Source organism: Roseateles sp. YR242 (assembly GCF_900109745.1).
In the GTDB taxonomy this organism is placed as follows: Bacteria; Pseudomonadota; Gammaproteobacteria; order Burkholderiales; family Burkholderiaceae_C; genus Roseateles.
Genome location: NZ_FOAV01000001.1, coordinates 462,192 through 474,622, shown reverse-complemented (window position 1 = coordinate 474,622; position 12,431 = coordinate 462,192). Strand labels below are relative to the sequence as shown.

At 61.4% G+C, this 12,431-nt stretch carries 11 protein-coding genes; 5 read left to right on the top strand and 6 right to left on the bottom strand.

Features of this window, described 5'->3' with window-relative positions; genetic code table 11:
• Positions 1-75 precede the first annotated feature (75 nt).
• Positions 76-636, bottom strand: a complete 561-nt coding sequence (locus BMY53_RS02025; protein ID WP_310732092.1) for a DUF3224 domain-containing protein — start codon at positions 634-636, stop codon at positions 76-78.
• Between the two features lie 212 nt (positions 637-848).
• Between BMY53_RS02025 and BMY53_RS02020 the strand changes: the two genes are divergently transcribed.
• Entirely contained in the window at positions 849-1,145 is a 297-nt protein-coding gene (locus BMY53_RS02020) for a DUF7660 family protein (protein WP_092943096.1), read from the top strand.
• A 63-nt stretch (positions 1,146-1,208) separates the two neighbouring features.
• Entirely contained in the window at positions 1,209-1,694 is a 486-nt protein-coding gene (locus BMY53_RS02015; protein WP_092943094.1) for a hypothetical protein, read from the top strand.
• Positions 1,695-1,785: 91 nt separating this feature from the next.
• On the opposite strand, the gene BMY53_RS02010 is transcribed toward BMY53_RS02015, so the two are convergent.
• The 5 genes from BMY53_RS02010 to BMY53_RS25820 form a co-directional block, all read right to left on the bottom strand.
• Positions 1,786-4,044, bottom strand: coding sequence for a LamG-like jellyroll fold domain-containing protein (locus BMY53_RS02010; protein ID WP_255369989.1), 2,259 nt, complete (start codon positions 4,042-4,044; stop codon positions 1,786-1,788).
• Positions 4,045-4,367: 323 nt separating this feature from the next.
• The gene (locus tag BMY53_RS02005) at positions 4,368-6,527 is read right to left on the bottom strand and encodes a peptidase domain-containing ABC transporter (RefSeq protein WP_092943090.1); all 2,160 of its coding nucleotides are present in this window, start codon (positions 6,525-6,527) and stop codon (positions 4,368-4,370) included.
• Positions 6,528-6,534: 7 nt separating this feature from the next.
• The gene (locus tag BMY53_RS02000) at positions 6,535-7,782 is read right to left on the bottom strand and encodes an HlyD family secretion protein (RefSeq protein WP_092943088.1); all 1,248 of its coding nucleotides are present in this window, start codon (positions 7,780-7,782) and stop codon (positions 6,535-6,537) included.
• 170 nt (positions 7,783-7,952) lie between these two features.
• On the bottom strand, positions 7,953-8,996 hold the full coding sequence (locus tag BMY53_RS01995) for a rhomboid family intramembrane serine protease (protein ID WP_092943086.1): 1,044 nt from the start codon (positions 8,994-8,996) through the stop codon (positions 7,953-7,955).
• A gap of 34 nt (positions 8,997-9,030) precedes the next feature.
• The gene (locus BMY53_RS25820; protein ID WP_177200673.1) at positions 9,031-9,204 is read right to left on the bottom strand and encodes a hypothetical protein; all 174 of its coding nucleotides are present in this window, start codon (positions 9,202-9,204) and stop codon (positions 9,031-9,033) included.
• A gap of 415 nt (positions 9,205-9,619) precedes the next feature.
• Between BMY53_RS25820 and BMY53_RS25815 the strand changes: the two genes are divergently transcribed.
• From BMY53_RS25815 to BMY53_RS01985, 3 genes are all read left to right on the top strand, one after another.
• Positions 9,620-9,769 carry a hypothetical protein gene (locus tag BMY53_RS25815; protein ID WP_177200672.1) on the top strand — a complete coding sequence of 50 codons (150 nt, stop codon included), beginning with the start codon at positions 9,620-9,622 and terminating at the stop codon, positions 9,767-9,769.
• A 419-nt stretch (positions 9,770-10,188) separates the two neighbouring features.
• Positions 10,189-10,497 carry a DUF705 domain-containing protein gene (locus BMY53_RS01990; protein WP_092943084.1) on the top strand — a complete coding sequence of 103 codons (309 nt, stop codon included), beginning with the start codon at positions 10,189-10,191 and terminating at the stop codon, positions 10,495-10,497.
• A 153-nt stretch (positions 10,498-10,650) separates the two neighbouring features.
• Positions 10,651-12,387 carry a thiamine pyrophosphate-binding protein gene (locus BMY53_RS01985; protein ID WP_092943082.1) on the top strand — a complete coding sequence of 579 codons (1,737 nt, stop codon included), beginning with the start codon at positions 10,651-10,653 and terminating at the stop codon, positions 12,385-12,387.
• The last annotated feature ends 44 nt before the right edge of the window (positions 12,388-12,431 follow it).

Below are 12,431 nucleotides of genomic sequence, written 5' to 3'. Positions count from 1 at the left end.
CCTTCACGAGATCATCGAGAAAGAAGCCAAGCTTTTCCTGTCCACGTTTGACCGATAGGAGCTGCAACTCAGGACTCAGTGCGTCGGCAATTGATAGCGGAACTCGTAGAAGTGCTTGCCGTCCTTGATGTCGATGCTGAAGGTGCCGCTCAGGCCGACCAGTTCTCCGGTGGCGGAGTCGGGGATCACCTGCACCGTCAAGCGCTGCTGGCCGCGGTTCATTTCACCGAGATGCATCAGCACGAAGCTGCCGGTGCGCCCGGCCAGTGTGGCTTCGACGCGTTCCATCGCGACATAACCAGCTGACCCTGCAACGGATGACCGAACGGCCAGCATCTCACCGAGGCTGGTGCCTTCCAGGTCCCCGTGCAATTGCTTGCGTATTGACATGCGGCCGATCTTGGCGGCCTCCGTGCCTTCAGCTGCGGGCGCATTGTTGAGTTGGACTTCGAAGGTGCCTTTGGCGGTCTGAGTCATGGTGGCGGCGGGTGAAAGGGTGGGGGGCGCTTCGGCGGCGATGGCAGCCTGAGCGAGCAGGCCAGCCACCACCAAGGCGAAGGAACACAGTGCTCGACGGGGGCGGTGATGCGTCATGGCGGGCAGTTCTCTGGAGGGGGACAGGGTTTCGGCGCCCATCAGGCCGATGCGTGGCTGGCAATGAAGGGTAGGGCCTCATTTGCTGTCTGTTTATACAGTAGCATCCGTGCCGTTGCGAGTCACGTTTACGTGGGGCGCCGCCGGCTCGCCACTCTCCCATGCGGGTGTGTATGGACCACAACAAGGCTCTCCCGGGTGATCCACCCCGGCGCGGCCCCGCGCGATGATGCTGCGCGAAAGGACGAACACCGATGACCATGGACTTGCATGCACTGGCCGAGAAGGTCGAGGACGAAGCGGGATTTCTGCGCTTCCTGGCCGCACTGGCGACTGACTGGGGGGCGGACCACGACGCCGAGACCGGGCAGCCCTCCAATCCGTATGGGTCCGAGGGATTGGGCTGGGAGAACGGCACCTTGGGTGCGTTTCTTGATGCAGCGGCCACCTGGGGTCAAGCATCCACCCATGGGCTGCCTCGCTACGAGAAGCCTGCCAACCCGTGGCGGCGCATGGCGGATGTGCTGTTGGCGGGCAAGTACTACGAATAGCGCACCGTGGGGCTCACTCGAGCCGCACGGTGGGCCACAACCGGACGTGTTACCTTCCCCAGCATGAGTACGAATCTTTCCGACGACGAAGTCACCACCATCCAGGAGCCACGGCTGTGGCGAGATGAGCGCTGGACCGCACAGGTGATCAAGAATGAAGACGACGATGGCTGGGCTGTGGCCATGACGCTGGCAGGGCAGGCCGAACCCGCACTGGTCGGCCCCTGGACCATGGGCCGGGACAAGAAGAACCCCAAGCCGCTGGATGCTGCCGCCTTCCACACGCTGGTGAAGACGGCCTCCGAGGTCTTGCGTCGCCATGAGCAGCAACTGCATGCCAAGCTGCACAAGAGCCTCAAGCTGGATACCGCCTCGGGTCGTATCCAGGTCCTGCTGGACATCGTGCCCGATGAGGACAACCCCTACGCGCTGCTGAGCGCCGTTAACGACGAGGGCGAACAGATCGCCCAGGTCCGCGTGCCGGCCAGTTTCCGGCTGAGCGAGGCGAGTGCCTCCGCGTGGGTGGAGAACGAGTTCCTGAAGCCGTAGAGGCTTGTTGCGGCAGTGCGCGTGGCCGGTGCCCTGGAGTTCAAGCTTGGGTCTAAGCCCGGACCAGAGCCGCTGCGCAGGCCTTTCGCGTTCAGCCTGCTGCCACGGCCGCCATCGCCGCGACATCGGCCGCCGTCAACGCCCCCGCGTGGATCCGGAAGTCCTGCAGTCTGCCGTTGAAGAAGGGGTCCGCCGCATATTGCGAACGGCCGATCCAGTTCTGAACGGTGGTTCCCATCTGGAATGGCGCGAACGTGATGCCGCTTCCGCTACCCACTTCAGCCCCGTCCAGGTACAGCTTGCCTACCGTGCCTGACAAGGTCACGGCAACGTGAACCCAACGGCCCGTGGGTAGTGCGGAGGAGGCCACGATGCTCTGCTCACCCCAGCCGGTGGTGCCCGTCAATGTGCATCGCATGACACCTGCGCCGTCTTTCGGTATCAGCGCCAGATACGCGATGTCACTGCTTCCGAAGTCAAACACGCGTGTGAATGGGACGGCACTGTTCCAGTAGACCCAGGTCGAAATGGAAAAGTCCCCAAGCGCGGCCATGATGCCGTTGGGCAGAGAGAGGTAGCCGTTGGTACCGTCCAGTTGCAATGCTTGGGCGCTACCCCGGCCGGCACCCCATGCGGTGCCACCATTGAGCGTGCCATGGCTGCCCGCCCCGCTGGTGTCATTCGCGTTCCCTGTCAGCGGCAGCACCACACGCGCTTCGACCGGAGTGACGATCCGGATCGCCTTCGAATCTGCCGTCTCTCCGGACGGCGTGACGGCGCTGACCGCGTAATACCAGGTGCCGTTGGCCACGGCATCGGGATAGGTGAGCAACTCCGTCACGCTGCCAATGGTGGTGAACGGCCCCGATGCGGACGCAGCACGCTTGACCTTGTAGCTGGTGGCCGTGGTGCACCCCCACCAGGACAGCAGCACCTGCCCTTCACGCAGGCATCCCCGCAACCCGCTGGGCGCCAGGGCCTCGGCATACGCATCACGAGAAAACGAGAGCGTGCCAAAACCGAGTTGGTCGCCGGCCGTGTTTCCTTCTGGTTGATGCCCCAGCGTCATCGCCGTCACCCAGGGGGCCGCAAGGCCCTTGCGCTTGGTGTAGTGGTTGTAGACGGACTCCCAGCACGGCCGGTAGAAAGGGCGTCCGCTGCTGGAGATGTCCGTGGTCTGACCTTGCCGGTTGGCGTAGGGGGCGTAGGGCACCACATAGGTGTTGCCGGCGGCGTCCGCCAAGTTGGTTTTGGCCACGTATTCGGCGCCCGCCAGCAGGCGGTTGTTCCGGAAGCCATACAGGTCGATGCCTTGGTTCCAGGCCATTTCAGCGAGCGCGCCCACCAATGCAATGCCCAGCGTGGAATGGCCCTGGTCGCGGCCACTTTCCTGCCATTGGCCCAGATGCCCGGGATGGAGCACATACACGTTGTGTGCAGCGCTGCCGTTGCCTCTGCCACCGGTGTAGTAGGCAAGCGCCTCGTTGCAGTAGTCGGGTTTGTCGCAGAAGACGCCAATCGCGAAGATGGCCGAGATGGCGCAGAGGTCCCAATTGGCCCAGTAGTTGGTGATCTCCGACCCGTTGTGGTTGATCAGGAAATCGTGGGAGAGGGGATAGAAGATGCCGGACAAGAGGTTCTGGAAGGACTGGATGTCCGCTGCCGCCCATCCCGGATAGCTGCGCATGAGTTCTGCGGCATTGGCCCATTCATAGCCGTAGATGCCTGCAGCGAGGAAGCGGTCCGCATTGCCGGTGAGTGCGGTCATCGTGGACGACCAGGCATTCAGGAACTCGACCGCCTTGTCAGCGTAAAGCGTGTCGCCCGTGACCTGCCAGCGCAGCGCAAGCTGATAGGTGCGCGCGATGTCGATGTACATCTGCGCGAAGTTGCTGCCGTCGCCACCGCGAATCACCGTGGCCAAGGGGCGCGGTGTGGCCGTGGCCGACGCATAGCCACTGGCCAGCAGGGCATTCCAGCCTTCGATCCAGGGGCTGGCGCCAGCGGCCACCTTTTCCCGCATGCGCACAAAGTCAGCCTGGGTGTGAAGCAGGCCTGGGTGAACCAGCGTGGAGACGGTGGGCAATGTGGTGTCTTCCACCTGGTTGTCCAGGCTCACGCTCACGGGTGGTGTGGTGTCGGAGCCGCCGGTGTTGGGATCGCTCGCGTCCGCATCCTTCTCATGTGCCTTGCCGCCGCAGGCTGAAAGCCCGGAAAGGCCAGAGATGAACGGGGCCGCCACCAGGCCCTGTACCAGGCGGCGACGGCTCAGCGCAGCCGGGAGGTCCGAGGGATGGTCGAGTGATTTGGACAGTGCCTCGAAGAGACTTTCAGACGACGAGAAGTTCAAACTGGGCTCCAGGCGTGGCAGGCAATGCCCCCCAAATGTCCAACGCGTGAGCGGGTTGGGGTCCGTTGGACCCATTGTCAAATCTGGGCGTTTCATGTGCGTTTCAGCAGCCTGCGGCGTTGGAACCTCTCGCCACGACGGGTGCAAACGCTGGTGCGTGTTCAAACCCGCCCGAGGGCCAAAGTTGGGGGGCAGTACCCCTCCGGCGAGTGGCACCCGCAGCGATACGCGCTCATGAAAGCCGAAACCGGTGATCAACGCATATAGCTGCGGCTTGCGATGTCGCCAATGTGGACGTTGAAGGAAGGGCCCGCAGGCGCTTCTCAGCTTGCCACATGCAACCCTGGCTCCATGACGGCCGGCTGTTGGTCTCGAATAACGTCCTCTAGCACCTTCCCAGCATGAAGCACGACGACTCGCTCAGCCATCGTAATGGTCTCTGGGCGGTGCGCCACCATGATGCGTGTCAACCTCGCCTGCTGAATCGACTGGTTGACAGCCTGCTCATTCCAAATATCCAAATGGCTGGTGGCCTCATCGAGTACCAAAATTCTGGGATCCTTGTAAAAAGCCCTTGCCAGCAATAGACGCTGCCGCTGCCCGCCGGAGAGACCGGATCCAAGATCTCCAATCAACGTGTTGTATGCCATGGGCATGGAGGCGATCTCAGCATGAAGCGATGCTCTTTTGGCCGCTGCCGCGACTCGCTCCGCTGAAGACTCGGCATCGAAGAACGAGATGTTGTCCGCGATAGACCCGGCAAACAATCCGTCCTCTTGCATCACGGCGCCGACGGCGGCGCGCCAGCGTTGCAAACCAGCGCGATTCAGAGGTACCCCGCCCACCAAAATCTCTCCCTCGGAGGGCTCCAGCAGACCTAGAAGCAGTTTCACCAAGGTCGTTTTCCCGCACCCGGATGGCCCGGTGAACACCACGCTTTGGCCTGCCTTGATCGTCAAACTGATGCCGTCAAGCACCGGCGCCTCTCCAACCCCGTATCTAAAGCTCACGTTTCGGAACTCCACGTCGGCGCTGGCGTAATCAATGCTCGCGACCTGAGTGACGGCTAGCATCCGTTCCGGTGCCGTATGCACGATATCGGCCACGCGCTCGGCATGCAGACGCATCATGCGGAAGTCGAAGGCTTTATCGACCAGGGACGCGATACGTTGACTGAATTGGTCCTTGTAGCTCAAGAACGCAAGCATCATGCCAACGGACAGCTGTCCCTGCATCACCAGAACGGCTGCATACCAGATGATGCCGATGCGCTCAGCGCCAAACAGTATGTTGTTACCAGCTTGGTAAGACACCGTCAGTCGAGAGATTCGCAGTTCAGCGTTGGTTTGATCAGCAAGTGCGCTGAGCCAACTCGCGCGCCGCTCCTCGACCTTATCAAACAGGCGTATGGCCTGAACCCCTCTAGCGGACTCCAGTAACTGGGTCTGCTGCTTGGCAGCGTGCAGAATTTGCTCGGCTGTCGCCGCGCGCATGGAGCGGAACAACAGCGAACGTATTGTGGCGTATACGGCGACGGTGAGGCAGGAAACCACCGTCAGCGCGGGACTGTACAGCAGCATCAGGGTGGCAACGCAAGTCACCAATATCCCGTCCACAACGGCCTCTATCGCTTGTGTGGTGATGGACTTTTGAATTGTCTGGATTGAACCGAACCTGGAAACAATGTCGCCGAGGTGCCGCTTTTCGAAATACGATAGCGGCAGAAGCATCAGGTGTGAAAACGCGTTGCCGAGCCACTGGAAATTGAAGTTCGCCGCCAGCAGCGAAATGAGCCAGCTTCGAAACGCCGTCATGAGTGACTGAGTAGCTAGCAGGGCCAGGAATCCGAGCGCAAGCACCGCGGCGAGATCACGGTCCTGGGCGACAAGGGCCTCGTCCACCATCCATTGCATGTAGAACGGCGAAACCAGGGCACAGACCTGCAATGACACCCCCAGAACGAGGGTCTGCGCAAGCCCTCGCTTCAGGCCCGTGACATTTCCAATCAGCGATCTGAGGGTGACGGACTGACGCTCGTCCTTTGAATGAAAATCCGACGTCGGACTAAGCTCGAGGGCCACTCCAGTGAAGTGCGACGACACCTCGTCAAGCGTAAGCGTTCGGCTTCCGATGCGGGGATCGTGAATAACGGCTGCTTGGCGACGGACCTCCTTGAGCACCACAAAATGGTTCAAGTCCCAGAAGAGGATGCATGGAGTCTTTAATGAAGGTAGATAGCTCATGTCCAGCTTCAGGGGCCTTGAAACCAACTGGATTTCGCTTGCGGTACTCATCAGCTGCTTCAAAGTGGCGCCCTTGAGCGACACCGGGTAGCGGGACCGTAGCGTGCGTAGGTCCATTCGCCGTCCCCAGAACGAGGCAATCATGCAGAGGCATGCCAACCCGCACTCGGCCGATTCGGTTTGAAGAATGATTGGCAGAGATTGGCGCTGCCAGAAATTCAGATTCAACAGGGCCATCATGCTTCGCTCACAATCGTCCTGTCATTGAAAATATCGGATCGAGAATCCATTCGTAGATCTTCCGGTCTTCCAGAACGACGGTGGCTTCCAATGCCATGCCTGCCTGCAAAGGCGCCGATTTCCCGTAGGCTTGAACTGCCTGGCTCTCGAGCGTCACGCGCACCCTGTAGAGCATGTCCGCCGAGGCGGGTGCAGGGAGCCCGTTGGCTTGGTAATCCTCTGGGCGCAATGCGGTGGTCGCTACGTCCAGAATCTTTCCCCTGTACTGCCCGAACTTCTGATGGGGGAACGACTGATATCGCAACAGGACCGGTAAACCAGGCTGCAAAAATCCGACCGACCGTGATGGCGCATAAAGCTCGGCCTCGAAGGTGATATCTGTTCCAACCATTGCTGCCACTACCGTCCCAGCAGTGACATGCTGGCCGGGGCTGACCATCAGGGTGGCTAGCACTCCATCTAGCGGCGACACCACTGAGGCACCTTTGCGGCTACGGTTCTCTTCCGTCTCCTGCTCCAAGGACGAAATGCTTCGACTGATCGACGCCTCGTCGCGCTGCGCCTGAATTTGCAGTTGAGTCCTTTCGGCCAAGCCCTCAGCTTGCTCGCGTTGTGTCTGAGACCTGGCCCGTAGAAGCTCCGTCAGACGCTGCTTTTGTTCGATGAGTTGCGCAAGCTGTGTGTCTGCCTGAGCCGGAGAGAGGAAGTTTGCTGCCACCAGATTTTGGGTGCGCTTCAAGGAATCTTCTAGGAGCCTCACTCTGGATCTCTGGAGAGCGATCTGGTCCTCGATTTGAAGCTCCTCGGCCTTGAACTCCGTGACGCGCCGGCCGAGCGCCGCGTCTTTCTCGGTGGTGAGGCGAAGCAGCCGTTCACGATCCTGCTGCAGACTTGCCCTGCGATCAATCAAGAGCCGACCGACATTGGCATTGGGATTCTGCTCGTCCATGTCCCGCTGCGCGGACAGGATGTGGAAAAGCGCCGCACCGCGTCGTACCCGCTCACCTTGAGCAATGCCGTCGCTGACGATGATGCCGGTGGCGGGTGCCACAATGCGCACCACGCCGCCCGCGGGCATGACAGCGCCTTGCAGCACCGCCTTCTTGGTGACCGAGCCGAATGCAAGGATCAGCACAATGGCCACAGCCACTGACCCATACAGGGCAGTTAATAGATGATGCCCAAGGTGGGCCGGCAGAATGATCCGGCCATGGAGCCGGGTTGCCGCTCCCTCGAGAGCCTCTCGTCTAAACATGAGTGCCTCTTAAGCTCTTAAGGACCGTCTGCATCCCCGCGCATTCGCGGGCATCTTGATTCGAGTTGCCCCACGAAGACCCGTGCAACAGCTGTCGCTTGTCACGCGGCTACGAGTAGCGGCCTTTCACAGTCTGACCGCCGTATTCGGCGGCTCTGTGCGGACCTTTTTCAGCCCAGCAGCGTCTCCCCTCGCCAGGCGGACGAGGGTTTGCTGACCTGGAACAGCACCGCGCCTGATATAAGGCCAATGATGGCACCGGCCATGTGCGCCAGCGTTGCAGCCGAAGGAGAAAAAACCTCCGAAAGACAGATTGAGGCGACCGCCGTACTGAGTAGAGCCTTTTGGAGTCCAAGGGGGAACGCACGCGGCCTCAAGCTCGCTAAAAAAATAACGAGGAAGTAGAGCGAAAAAACTCCGGCGGATATTCCTATATAGGCTTGATACCCGGCCCCCCCGTATTGCAGCTGAATCGCGCCGCCAGCGGCATTTGCGACCGCGAATAAGGCTACAAGCGCCCTAAACCTGACGACGGTGACTGCAATGGCGAGTACTATTGAAAGAAGCAGCAGGTTACTTGAAAAGTGCGTGACGCTGCCATGCATGAGGGGGCCGCTCAGCCATGTTAATGGGTGCTCCATGAGTTTCCCACGCACCATCGCAAAATTAACAAGAACGGCTTCACTGCCTAATTCTGCTTCGAGCCACTGCTGCGTCGCGAAAATAATGCCTAATACCAGGGTCGAAGCCCAAACTACCGCACGAACCTTGGCGTTACTCCGAAGGCTTTGGAAGAACAGGCCTCTTTCAAAGAGCAGTGGCCGCCCTTTTCGAATCAACGTGGCTTCGGATAGCAAAAATGAACCTAGTGCGAGCAGCGCAAGGGGGAGTAGGCCGGGTGCCTTATGTTTCCATACGGGGACTAGCAGCGCGAAGGCCGCAAGAGCCAGCCATCCTATACCCAGGATCGCATAACTCCGGGACGTCTTTCTCCGAATGAGATCTCGCACCTTACGATCGCGCAGTGGCGGCAGTGCGCGGCAACTGGCGGGCATTGCCACCAGATCCGAAACAAGCGGATTCCAGTTTGCGTATCGAGATTCCAAGCTGCCCGAATCCAGCGCAACGAATTCTCCGCCTTTGAGGACGCGAGGATGAGCAGCGGGCGAAATTCTCTTGGCAGCTAAGCTACGCCAGTAACTCGTCGAGTTCATCTTAAAACGGGTGGGAGCGACCCACCCTTCTTGATTATTCGGACATCACCTTGGCGATAACCAAACCGGCCGCGGCGCCGAGGCCGACTGCCAAACCGATCGTGCCGGCGGCAGGCAGCGCTGCCAGGCCCAGGATCAGGCCTGCGCCAGTATAGGCGTCCAGACCGCCTGCAACAGCTTCGACTTCTTGCATGGTCATTTCTTGCATTTAGAAACTCCTTCTTTGACCCCTGGTGTGCGACGGGGATCACTCGCATCACGCCTCGAATCGACGCGACGAACGGAATTTAGGACTGCACGATCCTTTGTTGTAAGCCCCTCCGAAGGGTGGTGCTAAAGATGAGCGTTTTGCGGCAACCCGCAATTGACAAGGGGCGGCCGAGATAAAAGGTCGGAAGAGCGTGGCTATTGGCGCAGGCATTAACTATCTTCTGGGGTGCTCACCCCGTGCACCATAACGAAGCCTGTGTGGATTCATGTGCCCCGACTAATGGCAAAAAACGCATTGTCTTTCTTGCGCGTTTGATAAGAAGTATTTCTGCGTCGAAATAATCTAGAGCGTTCGTCAGATGGGGCGGTCTCAACTCTGGAGTGCAACACCTGCCAACCGGTGAGGTGTGAAGATGACGACGAGACACAAGCAACTGCAGGCCGAGCACCGATTGGCGTTGGCAGCGCTGCGCCAGCAGGGGAGTAACCAGCGGCGGATTCCTGCATTGCTGGAGGCGCAGCCCGGCGACCATGAGCAGAAAGCTCAGGCGCAATTCCCATGAAGTGGGCGACTCGTCGAGCGCCGCGCAGCGTTTGAGCATGTAGCGTTGCATTGCAGCTCGGCGTGCTGCGCGGTTGGATTCTGACGGGCCGCTGTGGGCAGTGGTGGCGCAGAGAGTCAGGGGTGTCTGATCGGGTTGCTCGCCCAACTCATGAAGGGTTCCGCCGATCCCCATCAAGCTACAGTCCCTGATCAAAGCAACAACTCCCCGGGAACCTCTGCATAACTCCCGCGAGCCGAGGTGGTCCTGATTGGGGATGGGGCGCAAGGCGCAAATCCTCGCCATAGCGGGCGCTATGGCGAGGATTTGCAACGCTGCGAATCGCCCGAAGCGGCGTTACGTCTGCCGCGAGGCGTTATGCAGAGGTTCCCCAGGTGTTGCACTTCAGATTTGACCCCGCCCATCCATCAGGCAGCTCCATGAGACCACGCATTGTTTTTGTTGATGTTGATGACACACTGATCCGCTCGGTCGGCATGAAGCGAATTCCCATGCCCGCCGTTGTTGCGCAGGTGCGGGCCATGCATGAGGCTGGTGATCAGCTCTACCTGTGGAGCTCCGGCGGCGCGGATTACGCGAAGGCCTCCGCAGTGGAGCTCGGCGTCGAGGGATGCTTCGTCGCATTCCTTCCGAAGCCGGATGTCTACCTGGACGATCAGGCCGTCAGCGATTGGCGCTTTTGTAGACATGTACTGCCAGGTAATTCGGTTCCCGATCCGCGCTTGTAAGCCCGGTCGGTGAGGACCCTCTGGAGGCGACGTTCCTGGTCGAGAGGGAAGACAGCCTGCTGAATCAGCGCAGCGTCGGCGAGTCTATGCCCCGCCCCCGCGTCACCTACCCAAGTCTTGCACTCCCTGCTCGACTCGCTAAAGTCGGGTCGCATGCCCCTCCGCCCCAGCAGCATCCCTGGCGAGCGTCTCGCCGGCCACGCCCTCGTTGAGGCCCTCATTGCGCAGGGTGTGGACACCATCTTCGGCGTCCCCGGCGAAAGCTTTCTCGCGGTATTGGACGGCGTCCATGAACACAAGGGCCGCATACGCTTCATTGCGTGCCGGCATGAGGGTGGTGCGGCCTTCATGGCCGAAGCCGCCGGCAAGCTCACGGGCCGCCCCGGCGTCTGCCTGGTCACCCGCGCACCCGGCGCCACCAATGCCAGCATTGGCCTGCATACGGCCTTCCAGGACTCGACCCCGCTGGTGCTGTTGATCGGCCAGGTCGCCTCCGACCAGCGAGACCGCGAAGCCTTCCAGGAAGTTGACTACCGACAGATGCTGGGCCCCGGCACCCTCGGCATGGCCAAATGGGTGGCCGAGGTGCAGGATGCCGACCGCCTGCCCGAGTACCTCGCCCGTGCCTTTCACACCGCTCAGCAAGGCCGCCCCGGTCCCGTGGTGCTGGCCCTGCCTGAAGACATGCTCACCACGCTCACCGCTGCCCCCGTGCTGCCGCGTGTGAGCCCCGCTGTGGCATGGCCTTCCCCCGCCGACCTGCTGGCATTGCAGGCCCGCCTGGAAGGCGCGGACCGTCCGCTGGTGCTGGTGGGCGGCGGCGGCTGGACGGTGGAGGCCTGCGCCGCACTCGAGCATTTCGCGCGCACCTGGCACCTGCCAGTGGCCTGTGTGTTTCGCCGGCAGGATCTTTTTGACAATCGCGATGCCCTGTATGCCGGTGATGTCGGCATCGGCATCAGCCCCGCACTCGCGGATCGCGTCCGCAATGCCGACCTCATCATTGCCCTCGGCCCCCGCCTGGGAGAAATGACCACCGGTGGCTACGAACTGCTGCAGCCGCCACGCCCCCATCAACAACTGGTGCACATCCACGCTGGCGCGGAAGAGCTGGGCCGTGTCTACGCGGCCGATCAGGTCATCCAGGCCAGCATGAGCGTGGCCGCCCTGGCGCTGCAAACGCTGCGCCCCGAGGACCATTTCGCCTTCCCCTGGACCGAATGGACCTCCGCCGCGCATGCCGATTACCAGCGCAATCAGCAGGGCACCGCCGTCCAGCCCATGGACATGACCACCGTCATCCAGCTGCTCAACCGCCTGCTGCCGCCGGACACCATCTACACCAACGGCGCTGGCAACTACAGCGGCTGGCTGCACCGCTTCCATCGCTACAGTGCCCTTCATCAAGGCGGCCGTACCCAGCTGGCACCCACCAGTGGCGCCATGGGGTATGGCTTCCCCGCTGCCGTGGCCGCAAGCCTCCTGCAGAAGGAGCGCTGGGTGGTGAATCTGGCGGGTGACGGCGACTTCCTCATGACCGGCCAGGAAATGGCCACTGCCATGGCCCATGGGGCCCGTCGGCTGATCAGCATCGTGGTGGACAACGGCAGCTACGGCACCATCCGCATGCACCAGGAACGCGAATACCCCGGGCGCACCAGCGGCAGCGACCTGCACAACCCGGACTTCGCGGCGCTGGCCCGGGCGTACGGATGGGCGGCCCACACCGCCGAGCAGACCGAGGCGGTGGAGCCGGCCTTGAGGGAGGCGCTGCGCAGTCAGCAACCCACGCTGATCCACCTCAAGCTGCCCGTGGAGGTCTCCACCAGCCGGACGACGCTCAGCAACATCCGGGAGGCTGCCCTGAAGCGCAAGGGAACGTCTGCATGACGCACCGCCGCTGATGCGGCACCGATTCGCCACGCACAGATCCC